Here is a 21,647-nt window from a genome sequence, read left to right on the forward strand (position 1 = left end):
TGTTATCAGGCGAGGCGTTGATATTCTTTCGCTATCTCGCAGGCCAGCACGGCGTTATTAAAGACCAGCTGAATGTTGGATTTCAGGCTGTCGCCACCGGTCAGGTCAGCGACGCGCGCCAGCAGGAACGGCGTGCTGTCTTTGCCCACAATGCCCTGCTCTTGCGCTTCCTGTACGGCCTGGTCGATCGCCGCATTGATTTTCCCTTCCGCCATCGCAAACTGCTCCGGGATCGGGTTTGCCACCACCAGACCGCCTTTCAGCCCGGCCTGCCATTTCACCGCCATCGCGCGCGCAATTTCTTCGGCGCTGTCCAGGCGAATGCTCACCTCAAACGGGCTGGTACGGCAGAAAAAGGCCGGGAGTGCTTTGGTCTGATAGCCAATAAGCGGCACGCCGAAGGTTTCTAAATATTCGGTGGTTAATCCCAGGTCGAGAATAGATTTTGCCCCGGCACAGACGACCGTGACATTGGTATGCGCCAGCTCCTGAAGATCGGCAGAAATATCAAAGGTGTGTTCCGCACCACGGTGCACACCACCAATCCCGCCGGTGGCAAAGACTTTAATTCCGGCCAGAGCAGCAATAATCATGGTTGAGGCCACGGTTGTTGCGCCATTTTTTTTCGCGGCGACCACAAAAGGTAAATCGCGACGGCTGACTTTTGTCACGCTATGCCCTTCGCGGCCTAATAATTCAATTTCTTCTTTGCTCAGGCCAACTTTCATCACGCCGTTAATAATAGCGATAGTTGCCGGAACCGCGCCGTGATTACGAATAGTCTGTTCGACTTCAATTGCCGTTTGCGCATTCTGCGGGAATGGCATCCCGTGAGAAATAATAGTCGACTCCAGCGCGACAATCGGTTTTTTATTCTGGATAGCTTCCTGCACTTCGGGTGAAATTTGTAATAATTCAGCGTTCAGCATTAATTCAGACATTCTGCGTTCTCCACTAAGGATGTAACATTTTCAACAGACAAATCAGGGTTATTGGTATATTCACAGGCCAGCGCCATGGATGAGCAACCCTGTGCAAATCGAACGGAGTCAATAAAAGGCATTCCATCCACCCAGCAGGAAACCAGCCCCGCCATCATGGCATCCCCGGCGCCGGTAACATTTATTACCTGCGTTTTAACCGGTAACGACCAGCCGCTTTCACCGTTGGCATGGCTGTAATACACGCCGTCGCCGCCCATGCTCAGCACCAGACGCGTTAACCCGTTGTCATGAAACCAGGCGGCGACCTTTGCCACATCATCCCGGCCGGAAAGCGTGATACCGCTTAGGGTTTCGGCCTCCAGACGGTTAGGTTTCAGGGTGTGTATTTTGTTAAGCCGCCCGCGAATTTTGACGCACTTCCAGGCAGATACCGGGTCAACAAAGACCGGCGCATCACCTGAATTTTCCAGCAGCCATGCCAGGGTTTCTTCGCTGATATTACAGTCCGCAATAATCGCCGCGGCACTGCGAATAAAATCCAGATGTTTTTCTAAAAACGCGACTGATATCTGTTCCGATATCGTCATATCATTAATTGCCACCAGCATTTCGCCGGTATTATCGAGCAAGGATAAATAACACGAGGTATTTTCACCCGGTACCAGAAAACATTTATCGACATGCACGCCATATTGCCGGGTTTGAGCCAGTAATGACTGCCCGTAAAAATCATCACCCACCGCCGTCAGAAGCCAGGAGTTTTTCCCGAGCAACGCCAGATTATGTGCAATATTCCGCCCCACGCCGCCAGGGGTAAACTTTATTTTCCCGGGATTGGAATCTGCATAATTCAATGAAGCATGTGAATACCCGGCCACATCCATATTTGCCGAACCGATCGTAACGATGTATTCCTTTCCACGCATAGCACATCCTCTGGCAATAAAACGCCATAACAATGAGTTCGTTAAGAATAATTGTCGTAACCGACACTACGATTTAGATCATGTGTTCACATATGAACATGTGTTTATAATATGCATGTTTTTGGCAAAGTAAATCCGCCTGCAAGTGCGAAAGCGAATAGATATGAACAGAGTCACATTTTTTTATAGATACAATTCAGGCGGGGAAACAAAGTTGAGAAGTGAGGCACAAAACGAGGACATAAAAAAAGGGCAGAGAAATCTCTGCCCTTGCGAAGTTGAGTGGGATCAGGCAACTTTTGCCACGGATTCCACTTCCGGACGTTTCAGCACTGCATAAGACACACCAGCCACCAGCGTACCGGCAATGATCGCCATCAGATAACCCAGAACCGGGGTGATAGCGCCTGGGATCAGCAGAACAAACAGACCGCCGTGTGGTGCCATCAGTTTCGCGCCAATCGCCATGGAGATTGCACCTGTCACTGCGCCACCGACGATACAGCATGGCAGTACACGCATCGGATCGCGCGCTGCGAACGGGATTGCACCTTCAGTGATGAAGCACAGACCCAGCACCAGTGCGGCTTTGCCACCTTCCTGCTGCGCTTTATCGAACTTACGACGTGCAATGATGGTCGCCAGACCCAGTGCCAGAGGAGGCACCATACCCGCAGCCATAATCGCCGCCATCGGAGCGTAGGTCTGTGTACTCAGCAGGCCCACACCAAAGGCGTATGCCGCTTTGTTCACCGGCCCACCCATGTCGGTACACATCATACCGCCGAGGATCGCACCCAGCAGAACCGCGTTCGCCGTACCCATCGTTTGCAGCCAGTGGGTCAGACCCGCCAGGATGCCGGCAACCGGCTTACCAATCAGGTAGATCATCGCCAGACCCACCACCAGGCTGGAGATCAGCGGGATGATCAGGATAGGCTTCAGCGCTTCCATACTCTGTGGCAGCTTCAGCTTAGAGCTAATCAGCTTCGCGACGTAACCCGCCAGGAAGCCCGCAATGATACCGCCAATAAAGCCGGAACCGGTGCTCACCGCCAGCATACCGCCGATAAGACCCGGCGTCAGACCCGGACGGTCAGCAATGGAGAAGGCGATAAAACCTGCCAGTACCGGTACCATCAATGCGAACGCGGAGCCGCCGCCGATCTGCATTAACGCAGCCGCCAGCGTGCCTTCTTCTTTAAACGCGGTAATACCAAACGCGAAGGAGAGCGCGATACACAGACCGCCTGCCACCACCATCGGCAGCATGTAAGACACGCCGGTCAACAGGTGACGGTAAGCACCCGCAGACTCTTTCTTACCTTCAGTCGCACTCTGCGTTGCGCCAGTCGCCTGATAAGGTTTTGCTTCCACCAGCGCTTTGTCAAACTCCTGGGCGGTCTTTTTCAGCGCCAGGCCGGTAGAGGTACGGTACATTGGCTTACCGGCAAACTTCGCCAGATCCACTTCGATGTCGGCCGCGACAATCACCAGATCGGCTTCAGCCACCTCTTCCGGGGTGATCGCATTGCCCGCACCAACCGAGCCGCGGGTTTCAACTTTTACCCACCAGCCGCGTTTTTTGGCTTCGGTTTCAATGGCTTCAGCAGCCATAAAGGTATGTGCAACTCCCGTCGGGCACGCGGTAACGGCGACAACGCGTTTCGGACCAGAGGCAGCAACCGGAGTAGCCGCAACAGGTGCGCTGTAAACAGACGCATGACCTTTCGCTTCACTCAGGAACAGCTCCGGGTGCGCCACCGCGCGATTGATATCGCCCAGCCACACTTTTTTGCCGTTCAGCGCGCTATCCGCCGGGATTTTATCGCCAAGAACAACCGCCAGTTCGGCATCGCCCGGGTTATCGATAAATTCCAGATGTGCTTTGCTTGCCGCCGCTCCCAGCAGGGTCTTCGCCATGTAGGCGCGAGCCTGTCCAAGACCGGAGTCAATAATCAGCAGCGTTTTCATTATTCCTCTCCTGCTGTTAGTTAAAAGGTTTTAAGTCAACGCGCGCCATCATCGCGGCTAACTGGGTACGATCGGTAATACCGACATTGCTCTGACTCACGGCCAGGGCAGCAACGGCGGTGGCAAGACGTAAAGTATGTTCACTGGATTCGCGCATCAGCAGGCCATAGATCAGGCCACCAACCATTGAATCCCCTGCACCAACGGTACTCACAACTTCAACCGATGGTGGTTTGGCGATCCATTCGCCAGACGCGTTAACCCACAACGCCCCTTCTGCACCCAGAGAAATCACCACGTGAGCGATACCCTGTTCGCGCAGCGCATGTGCAGCTTCAATCACATCTTTTAATTCTGGCAGCTTACGACCAGCCCAGATCTCCAGTTCACGGCGATTTGGTTTAACCAGCCACGGCGCAGCTTTAAGACCCGCAACCAGCGCATCGCGGCTGCTGTCGAAAATAATGCACGGGCACTGGCTGCGCAGGCGTGTCATCCAGTCGGTGAACGCTTCCGGGCTGACGCCGGACGGCAGGCTGCCGCTGACGCACACCATGTCGAACTGGCCAAGCCAGGTCAGGGAATCATTAACAAAACGCTCCCAGTCAGCCGGGGTCACTTCAAAGCCGGAGAAGTTCAGGTCGGTCACTTCACCGTCTTTCTCCGTCAGCTTGACGTTGATACGGGTACGGCCCTGCACAACCTGGAAACGGTTGGCAATACCCAGCTCGCTGAACAGCTGCTGGAAACCATCCTGGTTATCTTTGCCGAGGAATCCACCCACCGTGACATCAATACCGAGATCCTTGAGCACTTTCGCGACGTTAATCCCTTTGCCTGCTGCATGAAGGCCAGTGGTACGCACGAGGTTTACTTCGCCGCGCTCAATCTCCGGGCAAAACCCCACCAGGTCGTATGCCGGGTTCAGCGTAATAGTCGCAACACGTCTGCTCATTATGCGCCCTCCCCAAGACCGGCCGCGATGGCATCGCCAATCGCTTTCAGCGCCTGTTCAGCATCAGCACCCTGTGCGGTGAAACGCAGGCGGTGGCCTTTTTTCACACCCAGAGCAACCACTTTCATCAGGCTACGGCCATTGGCCGGTTTACCCGTGCCATCAAGGTTCGCTACGGTAATTTCACTGTCAAATTGTTTGATAGTATTTACCAGCATAGTGCCCGGACGCGCGTGCAGGCCGTGTTCGTTACGCACCACGAATTCAGCATTCAGCACATCGTCAGTCAGCGCATCGTCGCTGGTCAGCAGCGCCAGAACGGTCGCCGCATCGGCGTTCAGCAGTTTTTCAGCTTTGTTATTCAGCAGCAGATCGCCCAGACGCTTCAGCACAGAAACCGGCTGGTCATCCGTCATGGCGACAGTCACCAGCATCGCGGCACGTTCGCCGTCCACGTCAAAGGCGTTTGCTGCACGGCTCACGGCGATCGCGCTGCGCAGGTTGCCTTCAGCACTGTCGTTCAGCCAGATACCCTGGCCCAGATTCAGCGGTTTATCGTTGATCACGTGCGCGACAAATGCCGCGTCAGCAGCGCCTGCCTCTTTAAGACGACCAGCGTTCAGCGCCTGCAAGGTCACCAGATCGGTGGCAGCCACATCCAGCGTCAGCGTTTCATTATCCAGTTTCAGCGCTTCGCTCTGTTTTTCACCCATCAGCAATGCACGCAGCTCTTCAGCCGTGGTTGCTGATTTCAGCTGTTCTGCAACAGAGTCATCGCTCAGCACGTGCGTCAGCTGACGCAGCAAACCTAAGTGCTCGTCGCTGCTGGCGGCGATGCCGATAGCCACGTAAGCCACCTGGCCGTCACCCCACAGCACGCCCTGAGGGAACTGATAAACCTGAACACCGGTTTTCAGCACCTGGTCGCGGGTGTCGGTTGTACCGTGCGGAATGGCGATGCCATTGCCGAGGAAAGTAGAGGTCTGCTGCTCGCGCGCCAGCATCCCGTTAACGTAGCCGTCAGCAACGTTGCCTGCCTGTACGAGTGCATCGGCAACCTGGCGAATGGCCTCTTCTTTATTCCCGGCCTGAGCGCCCGGGTGAATATCCTGAACAGATAACTGGAACATGGTTCTCCTCTCCTGCTGAACTTGAATCGTTTCAGCTTAAATGAGAAAAAATGCGCTAACCTGCTCCGTCAGTTAAAACAAGATAGCGCTGAAACGTTTCAAGAAGTCTTGCTCTTTCTGCAAGGTGTTGCAAGGAAAGTTACATTTCTCGTTTCAGAATTTAGAGATGCAGCACATTTCTTCTTCGTTCAGCTGAAACTTGCTGACGTTCAGCAATCCAGTTTCAGCTAAGGTCAGCCTGAACCTGTAAGTTGAAATGCCATTTTGATTTTTTGTGGTGAAATTGACCACACCATCTGTTTATTTTCTGACAAGCGGCGTACACTCCGCGTCTCTCATGCAATCACTGATATAGAAACATGCATAACACCCCCGCTGCCGCCTCACCAAAGCCTTTTGATTTGACGTCAACGGCGTTTTTGATTGTTGCCTTCCTCACCGGGATCGCCGGTGCGTTACAAACACCAACGCTAAGTTTGTTTCTGACTAACGAAGTCCATGCCCGCCCGGCGATGGTCGGCTTCTTCTTTACCGGAAGCGCCATCATCGGCATCCTGGTCAGCCAGTTTCTGGCCGGGCGTTCGGATCGAAAAGGCGACCGCAAAAGCCTTATCGTCTTCTGCTGCTTATTAGGTGTCTTTGCCTGTGTCCTCTTTGCCTGGAACCGTAACTACTTCATTTTGCTGTTCGTGGGCGTGTTCCTGAGCAGCTTCGGCTCCACCGCCAACCCGCAAATGTTTGCCCTCGCCCGCGAGCACGCCGACCGCACCGGGCGTGAAGCCGTCATGTTCAGCTCGATTCTTCGTGCGCAGGTGTCCCTGGCCTGGGTGATTGGCCCGCCGCTGGCCTATGCACTGGCGATGGGCTTTGGTTTTACGGTGATGTATCTGAGCGCGGCGGTGGCCTTTGTGGTGTGTGGCGCGATGGTGTGGTTTTTCCTGCCATCGATGCGTAAAGAGCCCAAAGTGGCTACCGGCGCACTGGAAGCCCCCCGCCGTAACCGCCGCGACGCACTGTTGCTCTTTATTATCTGCACCTTAATGTGGGGCACTAACAGCCTCTACATTATCAATATGCCGCTGTTTATTATTGATGAGCTGCATCTGCCGGAGAAACTGGCCGGGATCATGATGGGTACAGCCGCAGGTCTGGAAATCCCCACTATGCTGATTGCGGGTTATTACGCAAAGCGCTTCGGAAAACGTTTTTTGATGCGCATAGCAGCAGTGGCAGGGTTGCTGTTCTATATTGGGATGCTGACCGTTCACACGCCAGCGTTGCTGCTTGCTTTACAGCTGCTGAACGCGATTTATATCGGGATCCTCGCCGGGATTGGGATGCTTTACTTTCAGGATCTCATGCCGGGTCAGGCGGGTTCAGCAACAACCCTTTATACCAATACCACCCGCGTGGGCTGGATTATTGCCGGTTCGATGGCCGGGGTCGTTGCCGAAATCTGGAACTATCACACGGTGTTCTGGATTGCGCTGGTGATGTGCACGCTGACGATTGGCTGCCTGACGCGCATTAAGGATGTTTAGGGCGCCGTGAGCGATTCCAGCTCCAGAAGATAGGTCATCGCCTGCGCACGGGAGTTACCGCACATCTCAGCCGACGGCATCAGCCCGGAACACACTTTTGGGCGCAGGGGTGAACCAAAAATCATACACAGGTTGTTTTCAGAAAGCTGAATACAGCGTGTATTAGCAGGCTTGCCATCCGGCATCCCTGGAATGGGGCTTGAAATGGACGGTGCGGTGCAACACGCGCCACAGTCTGGACGGCAATCCATAAATGTTCTCTTTCAGGGACGGATACCCGCACAATCGGGCGTGGCGCGCACAGTAACACCTTTTGCGTATTGATAGCAAAAGCCACGAAATCCTCTTGCCTGAAAGGCCGCGCGCGAGTAATTTGGCGCGATATTTTTTACCTCCCGTAAACAGGATTACTGCAATGCCAAGAGCGAACGAAATTAAGAAAGGTATGGTACTGAATTACAACGGCAAACTGCTGATTGTGAAAGATATCGATATTCAGGCACCTAGCGCCCGTGGAGCAGCAACGCTGTACAAAATGCGTTTCGCCGATGTTCGTACCGGCCTGAAGGTAGAAGAGCGCTTTAAAGGTGACGATATCGTGGATACCGTGACCCTGACCCGTCGTTATGTTGATTTCTCTTACATCGACGGCAACGAATACGTGTTCATGGATAAAGAAGACTACACCCCGTACATCTTCACCAAAGATCAGATTGAAGAAGAGCTGCTGTTCATTCCTGAAGGCGGGATGCCGGATATGCAGGTTCTGACCTGGGATGGCGTGCTGCTGGCGCTTGAACTGCCGCAGACCGTAGACCTGGAAATCGTTGAAACGGCACCGGGCATCAAAGGCGCTTCAGCAAGTGCACGTAACAAACCAGCCACTTTGACCACCGGTCTGGTGGTACAGGTTCCTGAATACCTGTCCGCTGGCGAGAAGATCCGTATCCATATCGAAGAAAAACGTTATATGGGTCGCGCGGATTAATTACGCTTTTCGTTTTGTTGCCCGGTGGCGCTTCGCTTACCGGGCCTACAAAAAAACCGGCCAACAGGCCGGTTTTTTTTATGTGTGATTTTGTAGGCCGGGTAAGGCGAAGCCGCCACCCGGCAATACCGATTACAACAGCTCAGGATACTTCGTCATCTTCAGTGCCAGCTCAACGCCGCGCACTTCTGCCATCCCTTTCAGTCGGCCAATTGCGGAATAGCCTGGGTTGGTTTTCTTGCGCAGGTCATCCAGCATCTGATGACCATGGTCAGGGCGGAACGGAATAGGACGTAAATCACCCGCATGTTTACGGCGCTTTTCTTCCGCCAGGATAGCGTCAACCACCGCCACCATGTTCACGTCACCGCCCAGGTGTGCAGCTTCGTGGAAGGTTTTCGGGTTATCTTCACGGCACGTTGCACGCAGGTGGGTGAAGTGAATACGATCGCCGAAGGTTTCAATCATCCGCACCAGGTCGTTATCCGCACGCACGCCGTATGAACCGGTACACATGGTAAAGCCGTTGTAGATGCTGTTTACCGTCTCTTTCAGCCACTGCATATCTTCAATGGTGGAAACAATACGCGGCAGGCCGAGAATAGGACGCGGAGGATCGTCCGGGTGAACCGCCAGGCGCACGCCCGCCTCTTCCGCTACCGGCACAATGGCCCGCAGGAAGTGCGCCATGTTTTCGCGCAGCTGGTTCTTATCTATATTGCCGTACTCCGCCAGACGCGCGCGGAATTGATCCAGCGTGTAGCCTTCTTCGGCACCCGGCAGGCCAGCGATAATGTTGCGGGTCAGTTTTTCGACATCAGCATCACTCGCGGCGTTAAACCATGCCAGCGCCTGCTGCTGCTCTTCTGCGGTGTAATCCGCAGCCGCACCTTCGCGCTTCAGAATATGTAATTCAAATGCCGCGAACGCAATCTGATCAAAGCGCAGCGCTTTTGAGCCGTCCGGCAAAGTGTATTCCAGGTCGGTACGCGTCCAGTCCAGAATCGGCATAAAGTTATAGCAAACTGTGTCAATACCGCAGACAGCCAGGTTACGAATGCTTTGCTGATAGTTAGCGATCCAGGTTTCACATTCGCCTGAATGCGTTTTGATATCTTCGTGGACCGGAATACTTTCAACAACAGACCAGGTTAAGCCCTTTTCAGCCAGCTGTGCCTGACGCTTTTTGATTTCGTCTACCGGCCAGACCTGGCCGTTAGGGATATGATGCAGCGCGGTAACGACACCCGTTGCGCCAGCCTGACGCACATCATCAAGAGAAACCGGATCGTTCGGCCCGTACCAACGCCAGGTTTGTTCCATTGCCTCACCCTCTCAAGTTGTTATACCAATATGTGTTAATGCAATGACGACTACCATACATGTTTAATGAGAAGGGTCAATACACCGCGACACATTGATTGATCAAACTCACAGAACAGGGATATTTACGGCTCACCAATTTAATTTGTTGTCATATAACTTTACACTGCCATTGTTAATTAATGGTTAATCAGGTGTGTACTTAATGAAGACTATTGCCTCCGCCTCGCTTCCTGCCCACGTCCAGCAGCCACGCTACGATCGCCAGCAGTTACGCTCTCGTATCGTTCACTTTGGGTTTGGTGCTTTTCACCGCGCGCATCAGGCGTTATTGACCGATCGCGTTCTGAATGCGAAAGGAGGCGACTGGGGGATTTGTGAGATAAGCCTCTTCAGCGGCGATGTGCTGATGAGCCAGCTGCGCGCGCAAGACCACCAGTTTACCGTGATGGAAAAAGGGGCAAACGGAAATCAGCCGATCGTTGTCGGTGCCGTTCATGAATGCCTGAACGCAAAACTGGATTCGCTGGCCGCCATCATTGAAAAGTTTTGTGAGCCACAGGTGGCGATTGTTTCACTCACCATCACGGAGAAAGGCTACTGCATTGACCCGGCAACCGGGAAACTGGATCTGAACAATGCCCGCATTATTCACGATCTGGAAACGCCTTGCGAACCGCATTCCGCGCCAGGGATCCTGGTGGAAGCCCTGCACAGACGTCGTGAGCGTGGCTTGCCGCCGTTTACCGTGCTTTCCTGCGATAACATCCCGGACAACGGCCATGTCGTGAAAAATGCGGTACTGGGGATGGCCCAGAAGCGCTCAGCCGAGCTTGCTGAGTGGATTAGCGCGCATGTCAGTTTCCCGGGCACGATGGTCGACAGAATTGTCCCTGCCGCTACGGAAGCTTCGCTTTCAGAAATCACACAAGCGCTGGGTGTTGAAGATCCCTGCGCCATCAGCTGCGAACCCTTTATCCAGTGGATCGTCGAAGATAACTTTGTCGCCGGGCGCCCGGAGTGGGAAGTGGCTGGCGTGCAGATGGTGCAGGACGTTTTACCCTGGGAACAGATGAAACTGCGGATGCTGAACGGCAGTCACTCTTTCCTGGCCTACCTGGGTTATCTTGCCGGATACGCGCATATCAGCGACTGTATGCAGGACGCCAGCTTCCGCACAGCTGCACGCAGGCTGATGCTGGACGAGCAGGCCCCTACGCTGCGTATCACTGACGTGGACCTCACGGCGTACGCCGATAGCCTGATTGACCGTTTTGCCAATCCGGCGTTACAGCACCGCACCTGGCAAATCGCCATGGACGGTAGCCAGAAACTGCCACAGCGGATGCTGGAGGGTATTCGTGTTCATCTGGAACGTGGCAGCGCGTGGCCCCTTCTGGCGTTAGGTGTTGCGGGCTGGATCCGTTATGTCAGCGGTGTGGATGACAGCGGCAACGCCATTGATGTACGCGATCCGCTCAGCGATAAGATCCGCGAAATTGTCGATGCCAGCAGCGAGGATGAGCGCGTCAACGCCCTGCTGACGCTGAATGAAATCTTCGGCCAGGATCTGCCGCAATCACCGCTGTTTGTTGACGCGGTGAACCAGGCTTACCAGCGTATTGCCCTACGTGGTGCACGCCAGGCTGTTATCGAAACGTTAAATATTTAGCGATAATTGCGCTTAACGCGAACGGAAAGGTTCTCCGTTCGCCTTTCCCCCTTCTCATTACGCTCTTTTTTCGTCAGGATGATGTACATAGCATCACACTGATTTCTGGAGCGCACGTGACCAAAACCAACCTTATCACCGGCTTTCTCGGCAGCGGTAAAACCACCTCAATTCTGCATTTGCTGGCCAATAAAGACCCGGCAGAAAAATGGGCCGTTCTGGTCAATGAATTTGGCGAGGTCGGTATCGATGGCGCATTGCTGGCAGACAGCGGCGCGTTGATCAAAGAGATCCCCGGCGGATGCATGTGTTGTGTGAATGGTTTACCTATGCAGGTTGGGCTGAACACCCTGCTGCGCCAGGGCAAGCCAGACCGTCTGCTGATTGAACCGACCGGACTCGGCCACCCAAAACAAATTCTCGATTTACTGACCGCGCCTGTGTACGAGCCGTGGATCGACCTGCGGGCCACGCTGTGCCTGCTTGATCCTCGTCAGTTGCTGGATGAGCGCGCCGTTAACAATGAAAACTTCCGCGATCAGCTTGCCTGCGCCGATATTATCGTCGCCAATAAAGAAGATCGTGCAACCGCCGAAAGCCATGCGGCATTTGATACCTGGTGGCAACATTTTGGCGGTGAGCGCCAGCGTGTTTACAGCACGCAGGGCAAGATTGACAACGCCCTGCTCGACCTTCCCCGCCTTAATCAGGCTGAACTGCCTGCCAGCGCAGCACATAGCCACAGCCAAAGCGCTAAACAGGGTCTGGCGGCACTGAGTCTGCCTGAACATCAGCGCTGGCGTCGTAACCTGAACAGCGGCCAGGGTCATCAGGCCTGCGGCTGGATTTTCGATGCCGATACGATTTTCGACACCATTGGGATCCTGGAGTGGGCAAGACTTGCCCCGGTGGATCGCGTGAAAGGGATCATGCGTACCCAGGATGGCCTGGTTCGCATCAACCGTCAGGGAGAGGATTTCTTCATTGAAACGCAAAATGTTGCGCCGCCAGATAGCCGGATAGAGTTAATTAGTGCGGTTAACACCGACTGGAACGCCTTGCAGTCCAGCCTGTTGAAGCTTCGTTTAAGTTCGGGCGGCTAACGTTGCCCCTGATTTAACTGTAAGCTGAATTGTGATGACGACTCGATTTCCCCTGATTTTATTGCTTAACGCTGCCGGCCTGGCGCTCTTTTTCTCCTGGTATCTGCCAGCGGATCACGGTTTCTGGTTCCCGCTGGACTCCGCTGTCTTCCACTTCTTTAACGAAGAGTTAGTGAAGAGCCAGGCATTTCTGTGGCTGGTAGCCCTCACCAACAATCGTGCTTTCGACGGCTGTTCGCTACTGGCGATGGGCGGTCTGATGCTCTCTTTCTGGCTGAAAGAAGATAAGTCAGGACGCCGCCGTATTCTGATTATTGGTCTGGTGATGTTACTGCTGGCGGTGGCGATTAATCAGCTGGCGTCCAACATTATTCCCGTGAAACGCTCAAGCCCAACGCTCTTTTTCAACAATATTCATCGCGTCAGCGAATTGTTGTCTGTGCCGACAAAAGATGCGTCTAAAGACAGTTTCCCGGGCGATCATGGAATGATGTTGCTTATTTTTTCCGCAATCATGCTTCGTTATTTCGGTCAAAAAGCGTTCGCCATAGCCCTGATTATTTTTGTGGTTTTTGCCTTCCCACGGGTAATGATCGGCGCTCACTGGTTCACTGATATTGCCGTTGGCTCCCTTTCCGTTGCGCTTATAGCGCTGCCGTGGTGCCTGATGACCCCCTTGAGCGACTGGATAATAGCGCTATTTGATCGCTATCTGCCGTGTCGAATACAACAAGTTAAAAACAAATAATTAACCTAAATTCAGGTTATCCATCAGGGATCATTTTCGATCCCTGATGCATTTTCACCCATCCCCTACCGGTTCTGTCATAATCTCGTAATACTATTCGTGATATAAATGAGTGTGTTGCACGGTTTTTAACCTAAACTGGCGGCATTTTGAGCAATTCCGTTTATTCACTTTCTGTATCACAATTTCTTATAAAAAAACGGTTATTTTTGCTCGCAATGCCCCTGCCAATCGGTTACTCTCGAACTCGCTTTGCCCCATAGAGACAATTATTTTCAGGGTGAATAATTTTGTGCGTTGTGCCACAAATCTGACCAGAAAGAATTGTCTCATTGTGAACAGATAATTAGTCTCGTCACGGTTGGCATTTTTATAACGATATTTATCGTTAAGGACTTCAAGGGAAAATAAACAAAATGGTCAAATCTCAACCGATTTTGAGATATATCTTACGGGGGATCCCGGCGATTGCAGTTGCGGTACTGCTTTCAGCATGTAGTACATCTAACACCGCGAAGAATATGCATCCTGAGACGCGTGTTGTGGGAATGGAAGATTCCTCTTCACTGCAAGCCTCTCAGGATGAATTTGAGAATATGGTTCGTAACCTGGACGTAAAGTCCCGAATTATGGATCAGTATGCTAGCTGGAAAGGCGTGCGCTATCGTCTGGGCGGCAGCACCAAAACAGGTATCGATTGTTCCGGTTTCGTACAGCGTACTTTCCGCGAACAGTTTGGGTTAGATCTTCCGCGTTCAACATATGAACAGCAGGAGATGGGTAAGTCGATTTCTCGTACCAAACTGCGTACAGGTGATTTAGTCCTGTTCCGTGCAGGCTCTACGGGTCGACATGTTGGCATCTACATTGGTAACGACCAGTTTGTACATGCCTCCACCAGCAGTGGTGTGACCATTTCCAGTATGAATGAACCTTACTGGAAGAAGCGCTACAACGAAGCGCGACGCGTTCTGACCCGCAGTTAATCTGTCATGTTGCCGGTTATCCCTTGGCTGGTAACACGATAAAAAAAAGCACTGCTTCGGCAGTGCTTTTTTTTGCCCGTCACTCGTAATTCACTTAACGCTGTACCAGACTATAGTCTTGTAAATACGTAAGTTTGGCCGTCCTGATGGCACTCACGGCAATCCAGGAACAACGACGTCTATGTTCACCCGCTATCTGTCCAGTAACCGCAAGATCCTTACCGTCAGCATTCTCGCCGGTTTCTTCATTGCCCTGCTCCTGGGGACATTGCAGTTTTTCTGGAGCTACCATAAGCGGGAAGTCAGATTCGATACCTTAATTACGGATTTGAGCGTTTACATGGCGAGCTATTTCGAAGAGCTAAAAACCTCTATTGATACGCTCCAGCCACTCACCCTGAATAACTGCCACGACGTTAGCGCGGAATTAACCTCCCGCGCCGCCTTTAGCATCAACGTCCGCGCTTTTTTGCTGGTCAGGGATAAAAAGGCGTTCTGCTCTTCTGCGACCGGGCCGATGGACGTCCCGCTGGAAGAGTTAATACCTGAGCTGCACATCAACAAGCCACTCGATATGGTGCTGTTGCCTGGCACGCCTATGCTGCCTAATAAGCCCGCCATTGCTATCTGGTATCGAAATCCACTGGTGAAAGACGGTGGAGTCTTTACGTCAGTCAATATCAATCTGACCCCTTACCTGCTCTATACTGCGCGCCAGGACGAGTTTGCAGGCATTGCGGTGATTATTGGCGACCAGGCGTTGTCCACGATGTCTGGCTCTCTGCTCAAGGCAAACGACCTTCATGAACCCCCTTCCCGCACCGCCACACTGAAAGATTTTCCCCTCACCATCAACCTGTATGCAGAACAGTGGACAACAGATGAGCTGCTGTTTGCACTCTTTTTCGGGCTGGTGTGCGGGATTGCGGCCGGGTCGCTCAGTTACTATATCCTGACGATCCGCCTGAACCCGGGTAAAGAAATTTTAACCGCCATTAAGCGTGGCCAGTTTTATGTGGTCTACCAGCCGGTGGTGGATGCCAAAGAGCTCAAAATGCGCGGCGTTGAAGTGCTGATGCGCTGGAAGCACCCGACAATGGGAGAGATCCCACCCGATGCCTTTATCAATTTTGCCGAAGCGCAAAAATTGATTGTTCCTCTCACGCTCCATCTGTTTGATCTGATCATCCAGGATGCCCCGGTTTTACAGACTGTGTTGCCGCCGGGGGCAAAACTGGGGATTAACATCGCGCCAGGACACCTGCACGCCGACAGCTTTAAAGAGGATATGCGCGCCTTCAACGCAGCCCTGCCGCCGGATCATTTCCAGACCGTACTGGAAATTACCGAACGCGATATGATTCAGCAGCGTGAAGCCAACCAGCTCTTCGAATGGCTTCACAACGAAGGGTTTGAAATTGCGATTGATGATTTTGGCACTGGCCACAGCGCGCTGATTTATCTGGAACGTTTCACAATGGACTATCTCAAGATCGATCGGGGTTTTGTGAACGCGATTGGTACTGAAACCGTCACCTCTCCGGTGCTTGACGCTGTTTTGACGCTTGCCAGACGCCTGAATATGTCCACCGTAGCAGAAGGTGTAGAAACGCCCGAACAGGCCGCCTGGCTGCGTGAGCACGGGGTGAATTTCCTGCAAGGTTACTGGATAAGTCGCCCGATGCCGCTGGCGCAATTCAGAAAATGGCAGCCGGACATGCACCCTGACCGTGAATAATTTCACAACGGTGGCGGCGTCACTTATTATTCAGCTTAACTACGTGCGCCGACGCACATAAGTCAGAATAAAAGAGGGAACCGCCGCAAGATGTTAATGCGCTCCGTGTTGCTGTTGCTGGCATTCGTCAGTTTTTCCGGTCAGTCGGAAACCATTAAAGAAAACTACGCATTTGCCGTGCTTGGTGAGCCTAAGTACGCCATTAACTTTAATCACTTTGATTACGTCAATCCTGCGGCGCCAAAAGGCGGGAAAGTGACGCTCTCGGCAACCGGGACGTTTGATAACTTTAACCGCTTCGCGTTACGTGGCGTGGCGGCTGCGCGTACTGAATCGCTGTACGACACGCTCTTCGTCACCTCTGACGACGAGCCTGGTAGCTATTATCCGCTGGTAGCAGACAACGTCCGCTACGCCGATAACTTCTCCTGGGCGGAAATATCGATTAACCCTCAGGCGCGTTTCCATGACGGCTCGCATGTGCAGGCAAGCGATGTGGCCTTCACGTTTCATAAGTTTATGACCGAAGGTGTTCCGCAGTTCCGCCTGGTGTATAAAGGCGCAACGGTTAAAGCCATCGCCCCGCTGACTGTGCGCATCGAACTGAGTGAGCCGAATAAAGAGAACATGCTCAGCCTGTTCTCACTGCCCGTCATGCCAGAGTCTTTCTGGAAAAACCACAAACTTAGCGACCCCTTATCCACACCGCCGCTGGCGGGCGGGCCTTATCGCATTACGGACTGGAGCATGGGGCAATATGTGGTCTATTCCCGCGTCAAAGACTACTGGGCTGCAAATCTGCCCGTAAACCGTGGCCGCTGGAACTTCGATACCCTTCGCTATGATTACTATCTCGACGACAACGTGGCGTTCGAAGCCTTTAAAGCCGGTGCCTTCGATTTACGCGTGGAGAACAGTGCCAAAAACTGGGCCACTCGCTATATCGGTAAAAACTTCGCCAACGGGTATATCGTCAAAGACGAACATAAAAATGAGTCTGCGCAAGATACGCGCTGGCTGGCGTTCAATATCCAGCGCCCTGTCTTTACGGATCGCCGGGTTCGCGAGGCCATTACCCTGGCATTTGATTTTGAATGGATGAACAAAGCGCTGTTTTACGGCGCCTACAGCCGCGCTAACAGCTATTTCCAGAATACCGAATATGCCGCGCGCAATTACCCGGACGCCGATGAACTCACCCTGCTGGCTCCACTGAAAGCGGAGATCCCGCCAGAGGTGTTTACCAGCGTGTTTCAGCCACCGACATCCGACGGTAAGGGCTTTGATCGCGAAAACCTGCTGAAAGCCAGCAAACTGCTGGATGACGCAGGTTGGGTTCTGAAAGATCAGAAACGGATCAATACACAAACAGGTAAACCGCTGAGCTTTGAGCTGTTGCTCTCTTCGGGCGGAAATGACCAGTGGGTGCTGCCGTTTAAACAGAATCTTGCCAGACTTGGCATCACCATGAACATTCGTCAGGTCGATAACGCGCAAATAACCAACCGGATGCGCAGCCGCGATTACGATATGATGCAGCGTCTGTGGTCCGCCCAGCCGTGGCCAAGCTCTGACCTGCAAATCTCGTGGGCCTCCAGCTACATCAATTCGTCCTATAACGCGCCCGGCGTGAAAAGCCCGGCTATCGATGCGCTGATCGCTAAAATCGTGGCGGCGCAGGGAGATAAGACCAAACTGCTACCTTTAGGGCGCGCCCTCGACAGAGTGTTAACCTGGAATTATTACATGCTGCCGATGTGGTATATGGGCGAAGACCGCGTGGCACAATGGAACAAATTCTCACAGCCCGCCATACGCCCCATTTACTCTCTGGGATTCGATAACTGGTGGTATGACGTTAATAAAGCCGCCAAACTGCCCGCAGAGCGGCGTTAAGGAACCAACATGGGTGCTTATCTGATACGCCGCTTATTGCTGGTTATCCCTACGCTGTGGGCGATTATCACCATTAACTTTTTTATCGTGCAAATTGCCCCAGGCGGCCCGGTTGATCAGGCGATTGCCGCCATTGAGTTTGGCAATAACAGCGGGATGCCCGGCGGCGGCGGTGAAAACCTGAGCGCCAGCCACGCCAGAACCGGGACAGGCAACATCAGCGAAAGCCACTACCGGGGCGGGCGCGGGCTTGATCCCGAAGTGATAGCCGAGATAACCCACCGCTACGGTTTTGATAAACCCATACACGAGCGTTATTTCAAAATGCTCTGGGACTATGTGCGTTTCGACTTTGGCGACAGCCTGTTTCGCAGCGCCTCCGTCCTGACGCTGATTAAGCAAAGCCTGCCTGTCTCCATAACGCTCGGCCTGTGGGGTACGCTGATTATCTATCTGGTGTCGATTCCGCTTGGGATCCGCAAGGCGGTTTACAACGGCAGTCGGTTCGATATCTGGAGCAGCACATTTATTATCATTGGTTACGCCATACCGGCGTTCCTGTTCGCGGTGTTGCTGATTGTCTTTTTTGCCGGTGGCAGTTACTTCGATGTCTTCCCGCTGCGCGGATTAGTGTCAGCCGATTTCAGCACCCTGCCGTGGTATAAAAAAATCACGGATTATTTCTGGCACATCACGCTGCCCGTCCTCGCCACGGTGATTGGCGGATTTGCGGCGCTGACCATGCTCACCAAAAACGCCTTTATGGATGAGATCCGCAAACAGTATGTGGTGACCGCGCGCGCAAAAGGCGTGGGTGAGAAGCAGATTATGTGGAAGCACGTGTTCCGCAACGCCATGCTGCTGGTGATTGCCGGATTTCCTGCCACGTTCATCAGTATGTTTTTTACCGGTTCGCTGCTGATAGAAGTCATGTTCTCGTTAAACGGCCTGGGCCTGCTGGGTTATGAGGCTACCGTCTCGCGCGATTACCCGGTGATGTTTGGCACACTCTATATTTTCACCCTGATTGGCCTGCTGCTGAATATCATCAGTGATATCAGCTATACGCTGGTTGATCCCCGAATCGATTTTGAGGGTCGCTGATGCCGCGTTTAAGTCCCGTCAATCAGGCCCGCTGGGCCCGTTTTCGCCACAACCGCCGCGGCTACTGGTCGCTGTGGATTTTTGCCGTGATCTTTATCTTCAGCATGTGTTCTGAACTGATTGCTAACGATAAACCGCTGCTGGTGCACATTAATGACCGCTGGTATGTCCCCGTACTGGCGAACTACAGCGAAAGCGATTTTGGCGGCCCTTTCGCCACGCCGGCGGAGTATCAGGATCCGTGGCTTCGCGAACACATAGACCAACACGGCTGGGCGATCTGGGCCCCTGTCCGCTTTGGTGCGAACAGCATTAACTATGCGACATCCGCCCCCTTCCCGTCGCCCCCGTCCAGGCAAAACTGGCTGGGAACCGATGCAAACGGCGGCGATGTGCTGGCGCGCATCCTTTACGGGACACGTATCTCTCTGCTTTTCGGGCTGATGCTGACGCTTTTCTCAAGCGTGATGGGCGTTGTGGCCGGTGCGGTTCAGGGTTATTACGGCGGAAAGATTGACCTCTGGGGCCAGCGCGTGATCGAGGTCTGGTCCGGGATGCCGACGCTGTTTTTAATTATCCTGCTCTCAAGCGTGGTACAGCCAAACTTCTGGTGGCTGCTGGCCATTACGGTGCTTTTTGGCTGGATGGCGCTGGTGGGCGTGGTTCGCGCCGAATTTTTACGTACCCGTAATTTCGATTATATCCGCGCCGCACAGGCGCTGGGGGTCAGCGACCGGGGGATCATCTTCCGCCATATGCTCCCCAATGCCGTGGTGGCTACCCTCACCTTCCTGCCCTTTATTTTGTGCAGCTCCATTACCACCCTGACGTCGCTCGATTTTCTCGGGTTCGGCTTGCCGCTTGGGTCGCCTTCGCTTGGTGAATTGTTGCTGCAAGGCAAGAATAACCTACAGGCGCCCTGGCTTGGCATAACGGCATTTCTGTCGGTAGCGGTGTTGCTCTCGCTGCTGATTTTTATTGGCGAAGCCGTGCGCGATGCCTTTGATCCCAACAAGGCGGTATAAGATGACGCCCCCCATTCTCAGTATCGATAATCTGTCGATTGCGTTTTCGAATCAGGGTGAAACACGCACCGTGGTCAGCGATTTGTCGCTGCGCATCCACGCGGGTGAAACCCTGGCGCTTGTGGGTGAGTCGGGCTCCGGTAAGAGTGTTTCCGCCCTTTCCGTGCTGCGTTTACTGCCCTCACCGCCGGTGAGTTATCCGCAGGGCGATATCCTGTTTCAGGGTAAGTCGCTGCTACATGCTGACGAGCACGCGCTGCGTGGCATTCGCGGGAATAAGATTGCCATGATCTTTCAGGAGCCGATGGTATCCCTTAATCCGCTGCATACCCTGGAAAAACAGCTGTATGAGGTTTTGTCGCTGCACCGGGGAATGCGTAAAGAGGCGGCGCGGGGCGAGATCCTGGATTGTCTTGAACGCACAGGTATTCGCCATGCGGCAAAACGGCTGAGCGATTTCCCGCATCAGCTTTCAGGGGGAGAGCGCCAGCGCGTGATGATTGCGATGGCCCTGCTGACGCGCCCGGAGCTGCTGATTGCCGACGAGCCCACCACCGCGCTGGACGTAACCGTACAGGCGCAAATCCTTCAGCTTCTGCGCGAGCTGAAAGATGAGCTGAATATGAGCCTGCTGTTCATCACGCATAATCTCAGCACTGTGAAAAAACTGGCAGACAGCGTTGCGGTGATGCAAAACGGGCGCTGCGTTGAGCAAAACACCGCCCGGACGCTCCTGAACGCCCCTCAGCACCCTTACACCCAACGTCTGCTTGATAGCGAGCCTTCCGGCGACCCGGTCCCGCTTGCTGCGAACGCAACGCCCTTGCTGAGCGTGGCCGATCTGGCCGTATCATTCCCGATACGCAAAGGCATATTGCGGCGCATTGTGGATGAAAATCCGGTGCTAAAAAACATCAGCTTTTCCCTGCGGCCAGGAGAAACGCTGGGGCTTGTCGGTGAATCGGGCTCGGGTAAAAGTACCACCGGCCTGGCGCTGCTGCGTTTAATCGCCTCTCAGGGGACAATCCAGTTTGACGGGATGCCGTTACACAGCTGGAATCGCCGCCAGATGCTGCCCGTTCGCCCGCGAATGCAGGTAGTGTTCCAGGATCCCAACTCCTCGCTTAATCCTCGCCTGAGCGTTTTGCAAATCATCGAAGAAGGTCTTCGCGTTCACCGCCCGGCCCTCACGCCGCAACAGCGCGAAGAAGAGGTGATAAGGGTCATGGAAGAAGTCGGGCTGGAGCCCCAGGCGCGGCATCGCTACCCGGCGGAGTTCTCTGGCGGGCAGCGTCAGCGTATCGCCATCGCCCGCGCGCTGATCCTCAAGCCTGAACTGATCATTCTGGATGAACCCACGTCTTCACTGGACAGAACCGTACAGGCGCAGATCTTAGCGCTTCTGAAGGGCTTACAGGAAAAGCACCAGCTGGCCTATATCTTTATCAGCCACGATTTACAGGTAGTCCGTGCGTTATGCCATCAGGTGATTGTGTTGCGGCAGGGAGAAGTGGTGGAGCAAGGAGAGTGCCAGCGCGTGTTCGCTGCGCCGACGCAGAGCTACACGCGCCAGCTGTTAGCCTTAGGCTAGCGC

At 53.7% G+C, this 21,647-nt stretch carries 18 protein-coding genes; 11 read left to right on the forward strand and 7 right to left on the reverse strand.

Annotated features, from left to right (window positions below; translation table 11 throughout):
* Positions 1-5 precede the first annotated feature (5 nt).
* The 5 genes from N1249_RS14790 to fruB all read right to left on the reverse strand — a co-directional run bounded on the left by N1249_RS14790 (position 6) and on the right by fruB (position 5,929).
* Positions 6-941 carry a pseudouridine-5'-phosphate glycosidase gene (locus N1249_RS14790; RefSeq protein WP_259830518.1) on the reverse strand — a complete coding sequence of 312 codons (936 nt, stop codon included), beginning with the start codon at positions 939-941 and terminating at the stop codon, positions 6-8.
* Positions 929-1,870 (reverse strand): pseudouridine kinase, encoded by a 942-nt coding sequence (locus N1249_RS14795; RefSeq protein WP_259830521.1) that lies wholly within the window; start codon positions 1,868-1,870, stop codon positions 929-931. Before N1249_RS14795 ends, N1249_RS14790 begins: the two co-directional genes overlap by 13 nt.
* A 288-nt stretch (positions 1,871-2,158) precedes the next feature.
* Positions 2,159-3,844: a PTS fructose transporter subunit IIBC gene (gene fruA / locus N1249_RS14800; RefSeq protein WP_259830530.1), complete on the reverse strand. Its 1,686-nt coding sequence runs from the start codon at positions 3,842-3,844 to the stop codon at positions 2,159-2,161.
* A gap of 16 nt (positions 3,845-3,860) precedes the next feature.
* Complete coding sequence (fruK, locus tag N1249_RS14805) at positions 3,861-4,799, reverse strand: 1-phosphofructokinase (RefSeq protein ID WP_014071044.1); 939 nt, start codon at positions 4,797-4,799, stop codon at positions 3,861-3,863.
* On the reverse strand, positions 4,799-5,929 hold the full coding sequence (fruB, locus tag N1249_RS14810; protein WP_259830532.1) for a fused PTS fructose transporter subunit IIA/HPr protein: 1,131 nt from the start codon (positions 5,927-5,929) through the stop codon (positions 4,799-4,801). The genes fruK and fruB overlap by 1 nt, the downstream gene beginning before the upstream one ends.
* 359 nt (positions 5,930-6,288) lie before the next feature.
* On the opposite strand from fruB, the gene setB reads away from it, so the two are divergent.
* On the forward strand, positions 6,289-7,470 hold the full coding sequence (setB, locus tag N1249_RS14815; protein WP_014071046.1) for a sugar efflux transporter SetB: 1,182 nt from the start codon (positions 6,289-6,291) through the stop codon (positions 7,468-7,470).
* Here setB and N1249_RS14820 read toward each other — a convergent pair.
* The gene (locus N1249_RS14820; protein WP_259830534.1) at positions 7,467-7,721 is read right to left on the reverse strand and encodes a YkgJ family cysteine cluster protein; all 255 of its coding nucleotides are present in this window, start codon (positions 7,719-7,721) and stop codon (positions 7,467-7,469) included. The two genes, setB and N1249_RS14820, sit on opposite strands and share 4 nt — an antisense overlap.
* A 164-nt stretch (positions 7,722-7,885) precedes the next feature.
* Here N1249_RS14820 and yeiP point away from each other — a divergent pair, with 164 nt between their 5' ends.
* Entirely contained in the window at positions 7,886-8,458 is a 573-nt protein-coding gene (yeiP, locus tag N1249_RS14825; RefSeq protein WP_008500940.1) for an elongation factor P-like protein YeiP, read from the forward strand.
* Between the two features lie 132 nt (positions 8,459-8,590).
* On the opposite strand, the gene uxuA is transcribed toward yeiP, so the two are convergent.
* A complete protein-coding gene (gene uxuA, locus N1249_RS14830) occupies positions 8,591-9,781 on the reverse strand; it encodes a mannonate dehydratase (RefSeq protein ID WP_259830537.1) in 1,191 nt (396 codons plus the stop codon).
* A gap of 205 nt (positions 9,782-9,986) precedes the next feature.
* Between uxuA and N1249_RS14835 the strand changes: the two genes are divergently transcribed.
* The 9 genes from N1249_RS14835 (at position 9,987) to yejF (ending at position 21,644) form a co-directional block, all read left to right on the forward strand.
* On the forward strand, positions 9,987-11,453 hold the full coding sequence (locus tag N1249_RS14835; protein WP_259830539.1) for a mannitol dehydrogenase family protein: 1,467 nt from the start codon (positions 9,987-9,989) through the stop codon (positions 11,451-11,453).
* A gap of 116 nt (positions 11,454-11,569) precedes the next feature.
* Positions 11,570-12,556, forward strand: a complete 987-nt coding sequence (locus N1249_RS14840; RefSeq protein WP_259830541.1) for a GTP-binding protein — start codon at positions 11,570-11,572, stop codon at positions 12,554-12,556.
* A 34-nt stretch (positions 12,557-12,590) separates the two neighbouring features.
* Entirely contained in the window at positions 12,591-13,304 is a 714-nt protein-coding gene (locus N1249_RS14845) for a phosphatase PAP2 family protein (protein ID WP_259830547.1), read from the forward strand.
* A 416-nt stretch (positions 13,305-13,720) separates the two neighbouring features.
* Positions 13,721-14,290 (forward strand): bifunctional murein DD-endopeptidase/murein LD-carboxypeptidase, encoded by a 570-nt coding sequence (gene mepS, locus N1249_RS14850; protein WP_014071052.1) that lies wholly within the window; start codon positions 13,721-13,723, stop codon positions 14,288-14,290.
* A gap of 181 nt (positions 14,291-14,471) precedes the next feature.
* Positions 14,472-16,028 carry a cyclic di-GMP phosphodiesterase gene (locus tag N1249_RS14855; RefSeq protein ID WP_259830549.1) on the forward strand — a complete coding sequence of 519 codons (1,557 nt, stop codon included), beginning with the start codon at positions 14,472-14,474 and terminating at the stop codon, positions 16,026-16,028.
* Positions 16,029-16,118: 90 nt separating this feature from the next.
* Positions 16,119-17,924 (forward strand): extracellular solute-binding protein, encoded by a 1,806-nt coding sequence (locus N1249_RS14860; RefSeq protein WP_259830552.1) that lies wholly within the window; start codon positions 16,119-16,121, stop codon positions 17,922-17,924.
* A 9-nt stretch (positions 17,925-17,933) separates the two neighbouring features.
* A complete protein-coding gene (locus N1249_RS14865; RefSeq protein ID WP_259830554.1) occupies positions 17,934-19,028 on the forward strand; it encodes a microcin C ABC transporter permease YejB in 1,095 nt (364 codons plus the stop codon).
* Entirely contained in the window at positions 19,028-20,053 is a 1,026-nt protein-coding gene (locus tag N1249_RS14870) for an ABC transporter permease (RefSeq protein WP_259830556.1), read from the forward strand. The genes N1249_RS14865 and N1249_RS14870 overlap by 1 nt, the downstream gene beginning before the upstream one ends.
* A gap of 1 nt (position 20,054) precedes the next feature.
* Positions 20,055-21,644 (forward strand): microcin C ABC transporter ATP-binding protein YejF, encoded by a 1,590-nt coding sequence (gene yejF / locus N1249_RS14875; RefSeq protein ID WP_259830561.1) that lies wholly within the window; start codon positions 20,055-20,057, stop codon positions 21,642-21,644.
* Positions 21,645-21,647: the final 3 nt, after the last annotated feature.

The organism is Enterobacter sp. CP102 (assembly GCF_025152625.1).
GTDB lineage: Bacteria > Pseudomonadota > Gammaproteobacteria > Enterobacterales > Enterobacteriaceae > Enterobacter > Enterobacter soli.